General features: G+C 58.1%; 15 protein-coding genes and 2 pseudogenes. 6 read left to right on the top strand and 11 right to left on the bottom strand.

Going from position 1 to position 17137, the window contains the following annotated elements; all coding sequences use genetic code 11:
- Positions 1–59: 59 nt before the first annotated feature.
- Complete coding sequence (locus ACYZTL_RS00780; RefSeq protein ID WP_461950140.1) at positions 60–530, top strand: arsenate reductase ArsC; 471 nt, start codon at positions 60–62, stop codon at positions 528–530.
- Positions 531–541: 11 nt separating this feature from the next.
- On the top strand, positions 542–1234 hold the full coding sequence (gene arsH / locus ACYZTL_RS00775) for an arsenical resistance protein ArsH (protein ID WP_461950139.1): 693 nt from the start codon (positions 542–544) through the stop codon (positions 1232–1234).
- A 3-nt stretch (positions 1235–1237) separates the two neighbouring features.
- On the opposite strand, the gene ACYZTL_RS00770 is transcribed toward arsH, so the two are convergent.
- Both ACYZTL_RS00770 and ACYZTL_RS00765 read right to left on the bottom strand, forming a co-directional pair.
- Positions 1238–1666: an arsenate reductase ArsC gene (locus ACYZTL_RS00770; RefSeq protein WP_461950138.1), complete on the bottom strand. Its 429-nt coding sequence runs from the start codon at positions 1664–1666 to the stop codon at positions 1238–1240.
- 396 nt (positions 1667–2062) lie between these two features.
- Entirely contained in the window at positions 2063–2524 is a 462-nt protein-coding gene (locus ACYZTL_RS00765) for an HvfA family oxazolone/thioamide-modified RiPP metallophore (protein WP_461950137.1), read from the bottom strand.
- A gap of 416 nt (positions 2525–2940) precedes the next feature.
- On the opposite strand from ACYZTL_RS00765, the gene ACYZTL_RS00760 reads away from it, so the two are divergent.
- The 4 genes from ACYZTL_RS00760 to ACYZTL_RS00745 all read left to right on the top strand — a co-directional run bounded on the left by ACYZTL_RS00760 (position 2941) and on the right by ACYZTL_RS00745 (position 6577).
- Positions 2941–3237, top strand: coding sequence for a transposase (locus ACYZTL_RS00760; protein ID WP_461950136.1), 297 nt, complete (start codon positions 2941–2943; stop codon positions 3235–3237).
- A 35-nt stretch (positions 3238–3272) separates the two neighbouring features.
- Positions 3273–4067: an IS3 family transposase gene (locus tag ACYZTL_RS00755; protein ID WP_461950135.1), complete on the top strand. Its 795-nt coding sequence runs from the start codon at positions 3273–3275 to the stop codon at positions 4065–4067.
- Between the two features lie 459 nt (positions 4068–4526).
- Positions 4527–5267, top strand: a complete 741-nt coding sequence (locus tag ACYZTL_RS00750; RefSeq protein WP_461950134.1) for a Mut7-C RNAse domain-containing protein — start codon at positions 4527–4529, stop codon at positions 5265–5267.
- Positions 5268–5524: 257 nt separating this feature from the next.
- Positions 5525–6577, top strand: a complete 1053-nt coding sequence (locus ACYZTL_RS00745; RefSeq protein ID WP_461950133.1) for an alpha/beta hydrolase family protein — start codon at positions 5525–5527, stop codon at positions 6575–6577.
- Between the two features lie 195 nt (positions 6578–6772).
- Here ACYZTL_RS00745 and ACYZTL_RS00740 read toward each other — a convergent pair whose 3' ends face one another.
- The 9 genes and pseudogenes from ACYZTL_RS00740 to ACYZTL_RS00700 all read right to left on the bottom strand — a co-directional run bounded on the left by ACYZTL_RS00740 (position 6773) and on the right by ACYZTL_RS00700 (position 16783).
- A complete protein-coding gene (locus ACYZTL_RS00740) occupies positions 6773–7477 on the bottom strand; it encodes a methyl-accepting chemotaxis protein (protein ID WP_461954228.1) in 705 nt (234 codons plus the stop codon).
- A gap of 201 nt (positions 7478–7678) precedes the next feature.
- Positions 7679–8560: pseudogene (locus ACYZTL_RS00735) on the bottom strand (methyl-accepting chemotaxis protein); the annotation flags it as partial.
- Positions 8561–9931: 1371 nt separating this feature from the next.
- Positions 9932–10657: pseudogene (locus ACYZTL_RS00730) on the bottom strand (transposase); the annotation flags it as partial.
- A 165-nt stretch (positions 10658–10822) separates the two neighbouring features.
- A complete protein-coding gene (locus tag ACYZTL_RS00725) occupies positions 10823–11413 on the bottom strand; it encodes a flavodoxin family protein (RefSeq protein WP_461954227.1) in 591 nt (196 codons plus the stop codon).
- A 361-nt stretch (positions 11414–11774) separates the two neighbouring features.
- Positions 11775–12557 (bottom strand): Ig-like domain-containing protein, encoded by a 783-nt coding sequence (locus ACYZTL_RS00720; RefSeq protein ID WP_461950132.1) that lies wholly within the window; start codon positions 12555–12557, stop codon positions 11775–11777.
- A 7-nt stretch (positions 12558–12564) separates the two neighbouring features.
- Positions 12565–13797: a hypothetical protein gene (locus ACYZTL_RS00715; RefSeq protein WP_461950131.1), complete on the bottom strand. Its 1233-nt coding sequence runs from the start codon at positions 13795–13797 to the stop codon at positions 12565–12567.
- A 179-nt stretch (positions 13798–13976) separates the two neighbouring features.
- Positions 13977–15086, bottom strand: coding sequence for a LysR family transcriptional regulator (locus ACYZTL_RS00710; protein WP_461950130.1), 1110 nt, complete (start codon positions 15084–15086; stop codon positions 13977–13979).
- Between the two features lie 12 nt (positions 15087–15098).
- Complete coding sequence (locus tag ACYZTL_RS00705; RefSeq protein ID WP_461950129.1) at positions 15099–15872, bottom strand: pirin family protein; 774 nt, start codon at positions 15870–15872, stop codon at positions 15099–15101.
- Entirely contained in the window at positions 15869–16783 is a 915-nt protein-coding gene (locus ACYZTL_RS00700; RefSeq protein ID WP_461950128.1) for a DMT family transporter, read from the bottom strand. Before ACYZTL_RS00700 ends, ACYZTL_RS00705 begins: the two co-directional genes overlap by 4 nt.
- Between the last annotated feature and the right edge of the window lie 354 nt (positions 16784–17137).

The following is a 17137-nucleotide window of genomic DNA, read 5'->3' as shown; positions in this document are numbered from 1 at the left end:
TATGGATAACCGTATATTCGATTATCCATATGTGCCTGCTCGTCTGAAAAGGAGTCACCATGCGCGTTCTGTTCATGTGCACCGCCAATAGCTGCCGCAGCATTCTGTCCGAAGCGATGTTCAATCATCTTGCGCCGCAAGGCTTCCAGGCGGTCAGTGCTGGCAGCTTCCCCAAGGGGCAGGTTCTGCCGCGCAGTCTTGTGACGTTGCAGGAGGCCGGCATCGCGATTGACGGTTTGAGCAGCAAAGGCAACGACGCCTTCGAAGCCAATCCACCGGATATTGTCATCACCGTCTGCGACAAAGCCGCCGGCGAGGCATGCCCGGTCTACTTCGGGCCGGCCGTGAAAGCTCATTGGGGATTGGAATATCCCTCCGAGGTGAAAGGCGACGAGGCAGTCGTGACCGCTGCCTTCCACTCGACCCTCGCACGCATCGAAACACGCTGCCGGGCCTTCCTCGCCCTGCCCTTCGCCGAACTTGATCCTGATGCCTTGAAGCGCGAACTCGACCGCATCAGCACCCTCTGACCGGAGCCCTCATGTCCCACGAACTACCCCATCTCGACGCCTCCCTGTTTGAGTCCACCAGCCGTGACGACACCGGGCACAAGCCGCGAATCCTGCTGTTGTATGGATCGACCCGGCCGCGGTCATTCAGTCGGCTGCTGGTCGAAGAAGCCGCTCGACTGCTCGAACATTTCGGTGCAGAAACGCGGATCTTCAATCCATCCGGCCTTCCTCTGCCGGACGATGCACCGACCGATCACCCGAAAGTTCAGGAATTGCTCGAGTTGATGCAATGGTCTGAAGGCCAGGTCTGGTGTTCACCCGAGCGCCATGGTGCGATGTCTGCCGTGTTCAAGGCGCAGATAGACTGGGTGCCGCTCGCACTAGGCGCCATTCGCCCGACCCAGGGCAAAACGCTCGCCGTCATGCAAGTCAGCGGCGGCTCCCAGTCTTTTAACGTGGTGAATCAACTGCGCGTACTGGGCCGCTGGATGCGGATGTTCACGATCCCCAATCAGTCTTCCGTGCCGAAAGCCTATCTGGAATTCGACGAAGGCAACCGCATGAAACCGTCCTCCCTCTATGACCGGGTGGTGGACGTCATGGAGGAGCTGGTGAAGTTCACCCGGTTGCTACGGGATCGCCCGGATCTGGTCGACCGCTACTCGGAACGCAAGGAGTCGGCAGAAGAACTGACCCGGCGCGTCAATCAGCGGTCGATTTGAACCTCAGGCATCAGGGCTGGGATGCCTCATTTTCACCGTGACGAACATTTTGACGCGGTCGTGAATTTCCTGGAGGGCATGGCGAAAAGGTTCATGCCGTTCACTGCTCGCCGGATCTTCAAAATTCCACGTCTTCACTTCGTCAGAGATCGGCATCCTGTCGGCCTCTTCCGATGACTTGTCACACAGCGTGATGACGTAGTCGAACGGCTGACCTTCAAATTCGCTGATTGATTTACTGCGCAACCCGGTGGCGTCGACGCCGATATGATCAAGCGATTCGAGCGTGCGCGGGTCGACTTCACTGGCTTCCAGACCCGCGCTGAAGGCTTCAAAGTGTTCGGAGTCGGTATGTCTGAGGAGCGCTTCCGCCATCAAAGATCGAATGTCATTTTTTGCGCAGACGAACAGCACCCGGGATTTTTCGGTCATGAACAGCGCCCCTCTCTCAAGACAGTGAACGGAACATCGGTTGCTGTTATTAGAGCAGTGATTGCGCCGAAGGGAAGTCCTGACCGATGGGCAGCATGGGCAGCATGGGCAATCCAGTGCGGATCGAAGAACTGTCATGAGGTTGTCATTTATCTTTAGTAATACTGACTTCAACCCGTTGCGGGCTCTTTAACTGGCTGCCATTTTTGGCAGCTTTTTTTTGCCTGCCGTTTTTGCCGTCTCAAACATCAATTAATCCCCGCGACCCTGCCACCACTGCTATCCCAGCCTCCCCCCAACGCTTTATAGATCGCAACTAACAAACGCCGGCGCTGGCGAGATAGAGAAAACCCTATCTCGCCACACCGGTGTCGTAGTAGTCGGCGGCTCCCACTATCAGCCCTGCGCTTTGCTCATTTTGGTGAACAGCTCGGTCGGCACTTTCTTGCCGTTGGAGGTGAACTGGTTGGTGCGGAATTTGTAGACCTCGCCTTCGGAGAGGAAACCGTCGTTGTTGGTGTCCATCGCCTTGAACTCTTCAGCGCCCTGCGGGGCCACGGCCAGCAACTCTTTCAGGGAAACACGGCCGTCGTGGTCGGTGTCGGTACGCGCGAAGGAAGCGTCGCCGCATTTGCCTTCACCGCACTTGCCTTCACCGGCCTTGGTGACCTTGGCGCCGGTTTCGCTGGCGCCGCACTTACCTTCGCCACACTTGCCTTCACTGGTCTTTTCCGCGGCGGCGAGTTGGTAGCCTTGAGGCAGTGCGTCAGCGGCGAAGGCGGACGAAGCGAGGTTCATACAGCCAACCAGTGAGACAGCGATCAGGCCAATACGGGATTTGTTCGAGAGACGGGACATGGTTATTTCTCCGGATACTGTGTGCGGTGAGGCCGCTTAGGGTCATGCCACCAGGGCGATAAGCCGTGGTGCGAGGTGCGTTTGCTTTCTCGCCAAGGCCAGGCTATTTGACTGCATCCGTGTATCCCGGATGTATCCGGTTCGAGGGGCATTTGTACTCCAGCATCTGTACAGCGGGCCCGGATACACAGCGATACACATGCCCTGCTCTTTGTGGACTGGAAGTCCCTAAATAAACCAGGATCGAACCCATCCCTGTGGCGAGGGAGCTTGCTCCCGCTGGGCCGCGCAGCGGCCCCAAAAGATCGCAGCCTTCGGCAGCTCCTACAGAGGTTCGCCTGAATCTGTAGGAGCTGCCGTGTGGTGGTCGAACGTTTTTGGACCATGATGTAGGAGCGTCGATTTAAGGAAGCATCATGGGATATCGGGTTGTTACCTCTGAGGAAAAAGCGGAAGCCATTCGCTTGGTTGTGGAGATGAATTACTCCATGCCTAAAGCCTGTGAGGCTACAGGTGTGGGGCCAACAGCGTTACGCCGCTGGGTTTCACGCTGGCGCCGGGAGCAGGAAGGAATTGTGCAAGCTCCTCGCCTACAGGATCAGGAGCTGATTGAGTCGCTCCAGGCGAAACTGGCGCTACTTGAAGCCGAGAACCAAGTGCTAAAAAAGCAATTGCCCTCTCATCTAAAGGTTCTGTTCGGTCGAACCAAGTGATTGATGGCATCAGAGGGGCAATGTCGATTCGGCGTATGTGTGTCTTGTTCGGCTTGGCCCGCAGCAGCTATTACGTGAAACGTAAAGCCGTGCGGCAGCGACCAGTTTTGGGAGATCTGGGGAGTAAACTTCGTGCGTTGCATAAGCAGCATCGAGAAGCATTGGGTACTCGCGGGCTATCCAAGGAGTTGAGGAAAGAGGGAGTTTTTATAGGGCGTTATCGAATGCGTACCTTGATCAAGACCTTTGACCTACAGCGGCGCAGGCCACGTTATGCGCACTATCGCCGGGCCACGAAGCCAGCTGTCGTTGCACCGAACATACTTGATCGTCGTTTCAATCCAGCCCGGTCAGACACGCTTTGGGCAGGTGATATCACCTACATCAGAGTGGGACATGGCTGGCTGTACCTGGCAGTGGTGATGGACCTGTTTTCGCGCAGGATTGTGGGATGGGCTTGCTCACGAACAGCGGATGCCGAGCTGTCTATGAAGGCACTGAAGCTTGCGGTAGCACTACGCCGTCCGATGCCTGAACTGCTATTTCACTCTGATCAGGGCTGCCAATACACCGCCGATCGCTTTGTTGAGTGCTTGGCAGAAAACCGGATCGTTCAGAGCATGAGTCGTCGAGGTAACTGCTGGGATAACGCAGTAGTCGAGCGCTACTTCAGGACGTTGAAGCACGATTGGATGCCGGAAAACGGATACCAGAATCATTTCGAAGCGGAGAAGGATGTGATGGATTTCATCTCGCACTACAACCATCGCCGTTGCCACTCAGCCTCGAACAACTTGCCGCCTGCGCTGTTTGAGCAGCAGGCGGCTTAATGCTCCTACGGAGTGGTGCAAAAAAACTGAACCACTACACCGAAGGCTGCGATCTTTTAAGGCGACCTACTCCGGCGGATTAATCTGCAGGGCAAATGCCTGGCCCTCCAGGAGAGTTCTATTAATTTCCGACGCGAACGGCCAAGCCCATACAGTTATGCTTTGTTCTAATTGTCCGTATCTTGCCCGCCAAAAATATTGGCTCTGCTTTGCGACGTGCGGCCATCGCTGTAGCGGGTTGGATTTGCCCCTACAAAACCGGACACCAACTCCCTGTTAAATTGATGCGGCCGCCAAGCGCCTGAACTCCCTCGGTGATGGACTCGTTTTCTGGTGTATCCGCGCACCCTACCGTTCTATCCGATCACCTTCCCAATATTACGATCTTGATGAACGGCCTGCCGGAGAAGATGACCGGGCCAGACTCGCTCATCCTGCAGCCCTGCCATACTGTTCAGCATGACCAGTGCAACCTTCCGCTTCTACGAGGAGCTCAACGATTTCCTGCCGGCCGAACGGCGGCGGCAGTCATTCACCTGCGAGTGCGCGCGAGGGGCGACGGTCAAGCACATGATCGAGGCGCTCGGAATACCGCACACGGAGGTCGAGCTTGTGCTGCTCAACGGCGAGTCGGTGGGCTTCGAGCGGGTGATCTTCGACGATGACCGGCTGGCGGTGTATCCCAAGTTCGAAGCGCTGGACATCAGCCCGCTGCTAAAGGTTCGTGCACAACCTTTACGGGTGCTGCGCTTCGTCGCTGATGCGCACCTGGGCGGGCTGGCCAGTCTGCTGCGCATGAGCGGCTTCGACACCCTCTACGACAATGGCTTCGAGGATGGCGAGATCGCTGAGATCGCTGCGCAGCAAGGACGCATCGTGCTGACCCGTGACCGCGAACTGCTCAAGCGGCGGATCATCAGCCACGGCTGTTACGTGCATGCCCTGAAACCGTCGCTGCAACTGCGCGAATTGTACGAGCGCCTCGACCTGGCGCGTAGGGCGCGGCCATTCAGCCTGTGCCTTCATTGCAACCTGCCGCTGCACGAGATCAGCCCGGAACTGGCCCGGCCGCAGGTGCCGCCACGCGTTGGTGCCCTCTATTCGCACTTCATGCGCTGCGACGCCTGCCAACGGGTTTACTGGGAGGGTTCGCACTGGCGCGGCATGTGTGCACTGCTGGCACCTCTGCTGGACCGATAGCCGAGCGCATCGGGCCGGCTGCGTTGCCTGGGATAACTGGTTTTTGCATCAGGTTGATAACGATCAGAAGCAGACGTTCAGCCTTCTCACTAAAGACCGTGAACAGAGTGAACGATGAAAGTTATGCGCGGAGGTTCGAATGTGGGCTTTAATGTCGTACTTACTATGCCGCCACGTTAGCTTCGACTCAGTACGAAGGTGGATGCGCCTAACGGCGGGTTCAGGTATGCATTTGTCTAATCAAGGAAGAAACGACATTGAAAATAGCTTTCGGCGCCCTATTGTTGACCTGGCTGACTACTATCGCATTCGCTGACGAGAACCCTGTCGGCTTCCACTCTTCCACACTGCCGGACTCGCACAATGACCGCTCACTGGAGATGGTCGTCTGGTACCCCAGTGCAACTACCGCTGCCACGCAATTGATCGGCGATGATGCGGTGTTCGTCGGGGCTTCTGCCGTTCGTGACGCGCCGCCCGCTGCTGGCAAGCATCCATTGTTGGTGCTCTCCCACGGGTACAGAGGTAACTGGAGCAACCAGATCTGGCTTGCCAGTGCTCTGGCTCATAAGGGGTACATCGTCGCCGCAATCAATCACCCTGGCACCACCACTCATGACCGTAGCCCTCAAGCAGCGGCGCAGTTATGGCAGCGGCCCGCTGATTTGCGCCGAGCCATTGATAGGGTCACGACTCAACCTGAAAAATTCGGTTTGGTCGCCAATGGCCGAATTGCAGTAGTGGGCCATTCACTCGGCGGCTGGACCGCCCTGGAGATCGCCGGTGCTCGTTTCGATGCAGACCGCTTCGCGCATGACTGCAAAGCCCACCCACAGTTAGCAAGTTGCACCGTCTATGGAAAGATAAACCCCGCTAGCACCTCAGAATCAAAGGCTGCGTTGGCCGCCGATTTGCGCGATAAACGCGTCACTGCTGTGGTTACATTGGACCTGGGCCTTTCACGGGGCATGACCGATGAAAGCCTGGCCGCGCTGCCGGTACCAGCGCTGGTGATCGCTGCCGGCGTACCGTCGCGCGAACTTCCCGCTGAGTTGGAGTCTGCCAACCTGGCCAAACGCCTGCCTCCGGCGTCAAGCCGTTACGTCGAAATCAGCGACGCAAGCCATTTCAGCTTCTTGTCGGTGTGCAAACCTGGCGCGGAGGTAATGCTCGAAGAAGAAGTACCAGGCGATGGCATCATTTGCCGGGATGGCGACAGCGCTCGCCCGCGTGAGGAGATTCAACAGCAGGTTACATCGCTGATAGCAGAGTTTCTTCAGTCATCTATCTACAAAGAAGACAGTTTGTAAACTCGTGGTACGAGAACTGCCGCCGCTCAACAAAAAAGCCGCTGCAGCAGTTTCAGCGCCCGCGCAATCTGTCAGATCGGTTGGCCAGGGATGAGCGCTCCGGGTCGATTGCAGCCCTTCACGACAGACAGCCAATAGCAGCCAGTCGAATCAAATGATCGCTCCCATTCAAAGCTTGGGAGCGACCTTGCTTCGTCAGACTTTGAAATGGCTGACCATCACTTGCAACTGGTTGCCCAGCCGTGCCAGCGCAACGCTGGAAGCGGCGGTTTCGTCGCTGGCGGCAGCGGTCTGTTCGGAGACGTCGCGCACGTTGATGATGCTGCGGCTAATCTCGTCAGCCACGGTGCTTTGTTGCTCGGCGGCGGCCGCGATCTGCTGGTTCATCGACTGGATGTCCGATACGGTACGGGTGATGTTTCCCAGTGAGACACCGGCCTTGCGAGTCAGCGCGACGCTGCTGTCGGTCAGGCTGCGACTATTGCTCATGATGCTGGCCACCTGCTCAGTACCACTCTGCAAACCGGCGACCAGCCCTTCGATTTCCTCGGTGGACTTCTGGGTACGCTGGGCCAGGCCGCGAACTTCGTCGGCGACCACGGCAAAACCACGACCGGCCTCACCGGCACGGGCGGCTTCGATGGCGGCGTTGAGGGCCAACAGGTTGGTCTGCTCGGCCACGGCCTTGATCACGTCCATGACACTGCCGATTTTGTTGCTTTCCTGCTGCAAGAGGGTCATCGCCTCGGTAGAGCGCACCACTTCCTCAGCCAGGCGTTCGATCTGCACAATCGCTTCCCCCACGACTTTGTTGCCTTCGCGAGCTTCGCCATCGGCCGTTATGGCAGCTTGCGCGGCCTGATCGGCGTTGCGCGTGACGTCCCGCACGGTGGCGGTCATTTCGTGCATGGCAGTAGCGACCTGATCGGTCTCGACTTTCTGGTTGTTGACCCCGACGCTGGTTTGTTCGGTGACGGCCGACAGCTCTTCCGCAGCGCTGGCGATCTGTGTCACGCCGTCGCGAACGCCGCTGATGAGGTTACGCAGGGTCTCGCTCATGTGCTGGATACCTTGTTGCAGCACGCCCAGCTCATCGCGGCGGGTGACCACCAGGTTCCGGGTGAGATCGCCAGCAGCAATGCGTTCGACGACGCCGAGGGTTTCGCGAATCGGACCGGTGATCTGGCGAGTGATAATGACAGCGGCCAGGATGCCAAACAGCAAGGCCAACAAGGTGCTGCCCACCAACAGCGTGCGAGTCTGGGCGGTGTCGCTGTCGCGGCTGTCCAGTTGCAACTGGTAAAGGGCATCGCTGCGGCTCCATAACACGAGCCCCTGGTCGACCAGTTCTTTGCTCGCCAGGGTAACGACGTTGTTAGCGGTTTTGTAGGCCTGCAAGGCAGTGCGGTAGTTGCCCAGGGCACTTTCGAACTGGCGCAAAGCGTCCTGCTGGGTAGCACTGAAGTACTCACTCAGCTGTTTCAGGCCGTCAATTGCTTCATTCAGTTGCGTGACAGCCTTCTGCTCAGTACTCGGGGTGCTGTTTGCGGTGTAAGCGTTGACTTCGTAACGGGTCAGCAGAAACTGTTCCTTGGCGCGGCTGATAGTCTGAAAACGTTCGAAACGGTCCGCGTCGCCCGGAGGTAATTGCACCACGCTGCTGTAGATCGCCGTGATCTGCTTACCGGCTGCTTCGGCGTTATCACTCATGGCCTGCCGTGCGTTGTTTGCGGCGCGATACCCGTCGCGCATTTTATTCAGCGTTTGCTGGAAGTTGCTGATAATGGCCGCTTGTTCTTTGAGCAGCTTGAGGTTCTCCGGGCGAGTGAACGTGTTGATCAGTTTTTGCTGCTGGGCGATGAACGCATCCAGGTTGGTCTGCACGTTCTGGGCGGCGCCTTCATCGCCATTGGACAGCAGGTATTGCAGACGGGCCACGCGTACCTTGCCCAGCAACGTGTTCAACTGGGTGATATCGCCCATTCGGTCGCTACGCCACACCAGGCTGTCCACGCTGGTCCAGCCGGCCAGGGCCAGGACGGTGGTTAAGGCCAAAACCAGGCCGAATCCCAGGCCCAGCTTGAGGTTGACGCTAAGATTACCGAAAAATTTAGTCACTTTTATTCCTTGCAGGACGCTGCTATTAGTGTGTGGGTATCTGGGGACCTGTCCTCAGGTCGTGATGCCTCATAGCCATTATCGGCAGAATATGTTTCTGCTGAAACGGTTTTTTATATTTTTTTGTTGACTTTTTTGCATCATTTCGGTGCGAAATTTATCGATGATTACTCCACTTAGCAGAGCGGTACGTGGATTGCCGAAGTGAGTTATTGGATGATCGTCTTCGCCCCTAATACAGGCAGTAGTCGATGACGCTAGATACCAACATCATCGCAGACCAACACACCGCTTCAGCAGTGCAGGAAGTATTTTGCGTGCTCGCCGGAACGGTCTGGGTAAAGCCGTAAACCAGCATTAAGCTGATAAACGAGTGCATCGGATTGACCGGCGCACTTCGTGACCATGACTTGCAAAGAACTTCCGATTGCTGCCGTGGCGACAGGCAGCAATCGGGCAGAAGTCCGATGGACACCGTACTGGCGAAACGAAAGCATGCGACTATGAATGCTCGACAATGGATCTTGTCAGCTTTGTCTAGTTACCCTTTGGGCATGTCGTGTTTATCGTGAACGCCTTGATAATTAACAAGGTCGTTTATGCGACAGCCTGTCGCGTTCGAATGCGGCATGGCATGTCACCCAATAATAGTTATTAGCCTTATATGAGATCGTACACTTGAAAAAAATAATATTAACCGGATGTATTACCTTGGTCTTAACTGGCTGCACCTTTACGGGTGCCAATAAAATTGCCCCTGGTCAATAGATGATCACAAGCCATGGCAGTATCTTCAACTCTAGAGAAGGCTTGTTAGAAAACATAAACCAGAAAGCCGCAAAGGTTTTTAATGGAAAGTCTTACCATCTGGAGGGTGACACAGGCGCTAATATGGTCATCGCCACTCCAACTCAGATTGGCAGTACTCCAACTACAGTCCTTGGACTAAAAGCAATTTGCGAAGATGGCAGTTAATAGCCTGACTATGCGCTCACTTCGGTCACTTGGTAAAAGTCTGTCAAACACGACCGTCCGTTAGGGGTCGCTAACCGCCTATCGCCAAGGGCAGCAATCGGCCCAGAGTGTGTAAAAACGCTCATTGCCTCATCGTCTTGGGTCATCGACGTTCGTTTGCTGAGCGATAGCACGGTCAATGTTGCGGGTCGCATCGGTCGCGACCTGGAACACGTCAATGCGGTTTTTACAGCCTCTGGGATGGGCCAAAATCAGCCTTTTTTAGGCCGACAGCGCCTTCATCAAACCGTGAGCACCGATGATTTTCATGACCCGTTTCATGTTGTAGGCGAGCACATTCAAGCTCATCTCCGCACTCACCCCGGCCAGCTTTCGCGTCAGGAAGTGCGTCGCTCCCATCCATTGTTTGAGCGTCCCGAAGGGATGCTCAAACGTCCGTTTTCGGACTCGCATCATCTCTGGTGCTTTGCTCAGCCGATGCTGCATCTCCTCCAATACGTCTTCATGCTCCCAGCGTCGAACTCGTCGTTCCGTGCTCGGTGTGCACTGCGATTTCAACGCGCAGCCCTGGCATTTCGAACTCCAGTAACGATGCAATTTCAGGCCTTTTTCAACGTAGGAATAGTGCCAGATCAGCGACTCTCCAGCCGGGCAAATGTATTCGTTTTTTCCCGCGTCATAGAGGAAGGCATCGTTATTGAAACGCCCGTCAGCCTTGGCTCCAGAGGTCATCGGCTTGGGCACATAGGCGGTGATGCCTGCATCGTGGCAAGCCAGGATTTGTTCGCTTTTGAAGTAACCTCGGTCAGCCACTACCGACAACGTATCTGACGCCATCGCCTCGCGGGCCTGCTTGGCCATCGAGCTGAGTTGATCGCGGTCTGAACCGACGTTAGTCACCTCGTGCGCAACGATCAAATGGTGCTGAGTATCGACCGCTGTCTGCACGTTGTAGCCGACGATTCCCGTGCCACGCGTCATCATGGAACTGTAAATCCTGCAGATAGACCGCTTTGGAAGAACAACCGGACTTTATCGTGCCGAAAATCGAGGCATTTCTGGCCGAGAAAAACCAACAAAAAAACCGATGTACGATCGCACTCACTGGGTGATGAGCCATCATACATCGGCGGTTAATCACTCGTCGGGGGATCACTCCACAGCGTGACGACCCGCAGCCATCTGACGGGCTACCTTTGCCACACGGGCACCGAGGTGTTCGGCGGTCAGCAGGTCAGCTTTCGGTGGACCGAATTCAGCACTGACGTCCGCATCAGACTGGGCTGCTGCACCGAGCCAGAAGCTGTGGCGGTTCAGCATGTCTTCCGTGGTTTTGGTGCTGTTGTGACCCGGTGGAAGACCCAAGTTGATCCAGTGCATGCCGTGCTGCGCGGCGAAGATCGACAGTTGCTGCAAGGTTGCCAGTTTGTCACCGGAACGGGAGGCGGCATTGGTAAAACCTGCCGCAATCTTGTTGCCCCATACGCCACCCTTTGCGAAGACAGTCCGCGAGGTCGCGTCCATGAAGCCTTTGAACTGGGCGGAAGCGCTACCCATGTAGGTTGGAGAGCCAAAGATGATTGCGTCAACACCTTCCAGGGTTTCCCAGTATTGGTCGATATCGTCAACACTGATCAGCAAGGCTTCGGTACCAGCAACAGTGCTTGCGCCTTTAGCAACGGCCTCAGCCTGTTTGGCGGTGTGACCATAGCCACTGTGGTAAACGACGGCAACGCGGGTAATGTCAGTCATGGTGCAACCCTCGGTAGTGATCAGTAGGTCCGCCCATGATTGGTTGCGGATTGAGAGTGATCATCTGCCGATACCATTCGAATGACGCACCAGATTTCTGGCCTACTCGTTCGAGGATTTAGAACATGTTGTCGATTGAAGACCTAGCGCTGTTGGAAGCCATCCGCGAAACCGGCAGCCTGTCCTGTCGCGGGCTGTGGCGCATTCCTGTTTCTCGACGACGTTCACTTCGGTCTGGAGTGTGCCCAGACTCTCCAGCGTCACCCCCGTCCTGTGGGGGTTCTGCTTTTATGGCCGTGTAAAACGCGCTTGATTGTTCCGCCTAACGTCCAGCAACTCCTCTAACCGCGCTCTAAGGGTGCTGCTGACGCTTCACCAACGCTCGGTTAATCGTTAAAGGGATGTAGACGTCAGCTGTAGTCGGCTCAGGTGCAGTGCCGGGCGACTCGAAGTGTCCGTTCAACCGGTTGCCGGAAGGATCTTCAAGGTTGCCGAAGACCGCCAGCGTGTACCGCGAATCAGCCCAGGGAACGTCAGGTGTAAAGGTCCATCTTTTTTCGCCAACTTCCAGGCGAGCGCGTCCCCGGACTCGGCGATTACTCGAGTTCGCAACCGCAAGGTAGTCGACATCTCGACCGTCGATGGGCGCGTCCAACTCCACCACCAGCGGCTCGCGTGTTCCTGCATGCACGCTTCCGACGTTCCAGCCAGACGGGCGCGGGCCATCGTGGTCGTCCGAACCCACCTTCCAGCGCTTGATTTCCTGACCGTCCAACATCAACACAACCACTCCGTCGGCGTGGAGCACAGGTCCGACGGTGTCATGGGCGATAAGCCCGCTCTTCACCCGCCCAGGATGCAGAAGCACCGTCAAGATCTTGCCGCTGGGGGACCAAAGCTCCTGCTCGAAGAATGGCTTGTCGATAACATTACCGTTGGCCTGACGCAGTTCCAACCGAGGCAGGACCTGCTCGCCAACCGGCTGTGGGAACACCAGGGAGATGCGCAGCAGGTTCGCTGGCACCTCCGGTCCGGACGGTTGAACGGTAACAGGCACTAGTTGAGCCGCGACCGCCTGAGCACCGACCGCAGTCCACAGGGCCAACGCGCACAAAGTGCGCAACGCATTCGTCATACCGACCTCACTCATGCGTGCCGATGAGTTCGGGGAACCCTTCCTGCTTCATCAGGATGTCATGGGCAGGCTTGAAGTTCTTAAGCTGGAACTCGACGTTGTTGTAGCGGTATTGCGGAAAGTCGTACTCGGAAACGAAATCGGTTAGCCGGAACAACATGGCTTTGTCGAACGACACCAACTGTAGGGCATCAGTCTCCAGCGCACGGCGCACGACGATGAAGAACTGGTCGTCGAGGTTGTCGATACGGGTGGCCCCCACCAACGGTGCCGGAGTCTCCTGCACGCCAATGATTTCACCGGCAGGAACGGGCTTGTCGATGCCGGGCTTCTCATTCGCAGCTTGGATTTCGTTGACCGGGATGATGTTGCCCGAGCGGTGGTAGTTCAGCAGCATCAGCATGTCTTGCGGCTTGCCGCTCGCGTCCTTGGCGCTGTACGAGATCATGTCCGCGGGCGTGTTGCCGTAGCCCAGTTCTGCGATAGCTTTGCCCCTGATGTGCGCACCGTCCTTCAGGTCCTCGAGCGGGATAGTCACGAGCGGCGTGCAAACATAGGCGGCGACGACGTAAGGCTTTCCGCCGAGTGTGGCGAACGATAGCGCGCGAATGGGTGCGCGCGTTTCAATCTGATTATGCGTGGTGTGGTAGATCTCCACCGACGTCATCGTTTGTTTGTCGGTGAACGGGTACGGAATGCGACGTAGCGTCGACGCGAAGTCCTGGTTCGACAGGCCCGCAACGAACAACTCGCCGTTGTTCCATTTCATGTCAGTGACGGTGAAGCTGCGCTCCGGTGTTTCCTTCCAGAACTCGACCTTGGAGTTGTTTGGATTGTTCAGCGTCACCGTCGTCGATTTCATGCTCGCAAGGTTGAGCTTGCGAACCTTCTGGTCGGCAGTGACTGCGACAAGCGCCGGTGTATTGTTCGCCCCGACGCTCACTGCCAGGTAAACCTCGCCCGAGCCCGGGCGCGCTGCCATGTCTTCAACCTTGACCTTGCCGGCGCCCAGTGACTTGGACAGCAACGTCTCCAGGTCCACGATGTTGAAGGTCCCTTCGCCCTTCCTGGGCACAGGCGCAGACAGCGCCAGCGCATGCACCTGGGCGCCTTTCCAGTCGGCAACAAAGAGAATGTTATCGGGGCCGAATGCGAGCCGCGATACGGACTTCACACCGGCAGCGAAGGTTGCGGTGGCCAGCAAAGTGGACGCGACGGCGACAAGCATCTTTGTATACATCTTAATACTCCTACAGGTGGTGAATTGGCGCCTGAATCCACGTGGAAAATACTCAGGCAGTTGGAATTGCATTTGGCGTCTATGCAGAGAACGGATATGCCCAGTAATCAAAGACTGCGTCGAAGTTTGTGGTGACGTCACGCGAGTTGGCGCTGGGCCGGTTGCAATGAGAGGTTGCCTTAGCGAGCAACGGCCTGAGCTAAATCGCCCGCCCCGGCCAGCCGCTCCTTCAGGAAGTGCAACAGCGTACGGACCCGCTCCGGCAGGTGCTCACGACTCGGGTATATGGCAAACATCTTGCGCGGCTCTGCTCGCCAATCGTCCAGCGCTGTCTCCAGCCGACCCTCGGAGATTTCGGTCCGCATCATCACTCGGGGAACCAGTCCAACGCCCACGCCCCGCAGCATTGCATCGATCAACATCAGGCTATTGTCCGCGCGGAAGTTGCCACGAATATCCACGGTCTGTGGGCCGCCAGGCCCGTCGAAGTGCCAGCGCGTGGCGTCGCTGCCGAGCAGATAGGGCAGGCAGTTGTGGCACGCCAGTCCCGACGGATGTTCGGGCTTGCCATATTGGCGCCAGTAGTCCGGTGCCGCGGCCACGGAACGCTCTATCACCATCAGCGGCACCGCGATCAGCGAGGAGTCATCGAGCTGCGCCTGGCCGCGCAGCGCTACATCAATGCCGTCGCGTACCAGGTCGACGGGCCGGTCCGATAACCTCAGCTCGAGCTCGATGCCCGGGTAGGCCGACTGAAAGGCATGCAGATGGTCGTTGAGGAAGGCCAGCGTGAGCGACACCGGCACCGCCAGTACCAGCCGGCCGGAGAGCTCACCGCGGGCCGCACGGATCTCACCCAGCGTGCATTCGGTGTCGTCCAGCACGCGTCGGCAGTACGCGTAGAATTGCTCACCGGCCTCGGTGAGCTGCATGCGTCGCGTGGTACGAGCGAGCAAGCGGCTGCCTGTCCACTCCTCGAGATGCACGATGTACTTGTTCACCATCGATGGCGAGTAGTCGAGATCGCGTGCCGCTGCGGCGAACCCGCCCGTCTCGACAACGCGACAGAAGCATTGCAGAGCCAAGTGTCTGTCCATGAATCTCTCGCGGTAAGTGCCCCGCCACCACATGCCTTGCCATTGCATCGACACGATGATGAAAGTGTAGTCGAGGGCGAACGCCAACATGACTGGCAGCACCATGTGGTGGCCTTGCAATTGCCCACCGGCGAGCGCTGTTGAGTCGTGGGCGTGCCGCCAGGACCAGTAGAGGACGACGATGCGGGGCATGACCGGGCTCCTTCAAATGCTCGAATGGAGGGATGGGGACGCGATCAGGCCGGTTCGCGGGTCGACCGCTGCCGTGTCGAAACGCAGGAGTTCGGCCGACGCCGACGTCTGCAGCTGCAACTGAGGCGCGCCGTTGAAGAACACGATTGCGTCGCCGTCCTGGAGGGCGACGCGGCCGAGGCCGGTGCCGTGCACTTCGATGCGCCCCTGCATCAAGTGCAGGTAGAGACCGCCCGTGATTCGTGCCGGTATCTCGAGCGTCTGGCCCGGTTCGGCGCGGCCAAGGGCGAGCACCACGTCGACGCCAATGTCCAGCGCACCGTCCTGCGGCTGCGGCGACACGAGGGTGCGCCAGGCGCCGGGTGTGGGCGTCTGGTACGCGAGCCGTTCGACGGCTGGCTCAAGACCAGTGGTAGACGGCGCGAACCAGAGCTGGAAATGGTGGTCGACCTCGTGCGATGAGATGTTCCACTGCCGATGGCGGATGCCGCTTCCAGCGCGCATCCACTGCAATTCGCCGGGATGTACCAACATCTCGCGGCCCTGGTTGTCGCGATGCTCGACGGCGCCGCTGCGCGGCAGCATGACGATTTCGAGGTCGTGGTGCGGGTGCATCGGGAAGCCGGTGCCCGGCTGCACGCGGTCGTCGTTGAGCGCCAACAGCGGGCCGAAGCGCATGCGATGCGGACTGACATAGTTGTCGAAGCTGAAGCTGAAGCGCGCGTCGAGCCAGTCGGTGCGCATCGTGCCGCGCTCTGCACTGCGGCGGATCTCGAAGAGACTCATACCGACGCCCCCTGGTCACGGTGGACCGCAAGTGGCATGGCGGCCCGCGCCGGCCGCTGCAGCAGAAGCAGCGCCGCGAGCACCAGTGCGGCCGCGGGCCACACCTTCCACGGCAGTCGCTCGCCGAAGGCAAAGGTTCCGATCGTCACCCCAGGCAGCATCATCACGTAGCCGATGAAGCTGAAGGTCACCGGTTCGGCCCGCCGTTGCAGCGCGAAGTAGAAAAGGTAGCCAACAATGAGCACAGCGGTCTGCAGCGCCAGCCAGGCGAGGGCCGGGATTGTCAGCGGCGGCACGATGGAGTCCAGAGCAAGGGCTGCGAGCGCAAGCATCGACGACGAAGCCAGCAGCGTCATCGACGACAACCACTCGCCGCTGACGTCGGACGGCATGTGACGCGCGCGGTAGATATTAGTTGCGCCGATTGTGACGGGAATGGCCAGCGCCATGGCCAGCAGCGCGGGCGTGGCCTCGAAGGAACCACCGCGGCCGGCGAGCATCAGCAGGGCCCCGGACAGACCGAGCCCGACTGCGACCCCGCGGCGTAGCGCAAACCGCTCGAGCCCCAGCAGCAAGGTGAACAGCAGCGTGAACACCGGCGGCAACGCCAGCGAAAAAGATGCGAAGCCGGCGCCGGCGTGCGAAGACAACCAGAACACTGCGGACATCGGCAACGCGTGGCCGAACAGGCCGGCGACGCTGCCAAAGCGCACCAGGCGCGGCAGGTCGGCAGGACGTCCTTGCCGAAACAGCCCGATCGCACCGAGCAGCAGGCCGGCTGCCAGCGTGGGCCATAGTGCGAAAGAAAGTGCACCCACGCCGTGGTGCGCCGCTACCTTCGCGATAGGAGTACCGAGGCCGAGCGTGATACCGCTGCCCAACAGCAGGGGCCAGAGTCGAGACAGGTTCATGAGATGAAGGCTCCTCGTTGATGTCCTGCTCAGTCTGGACACCAGGTTGCTGCCGATCTAGAGGCCCCCTGGAACTTCACCTTTCACGCTGAGTGGGGAATCGACGTAGCCCGCTTGACCTTGTCACTTTGGCCAGGTCGACAGTAGTACACGCACGCAGTCGGCTAATAATTGCTTGCCATGAATGTCTGCAATGGGTCGCTTGAAGACATTCGGGTATGGGCAAAGCGTGGCACAGTTTCCGGGGATATTTCGACGTCGTAGCGTCGCCGCGGCAAGGAATTTTATTGAGTTGGCATGGCTGGGGAATAGCAGTTGCGAGAGAAATAAATCTCATTCGCCATTTATCTGACG

The sequence above is a fragment of the Pseudomonas sp. LB3P81 genome (assembly GCF_054897965.1).
The sequence above is the reverse complement of the archived record's forward strand: the minus strand, read 5'-3'. Positions and strand labels throughout refer to the sequence as shown.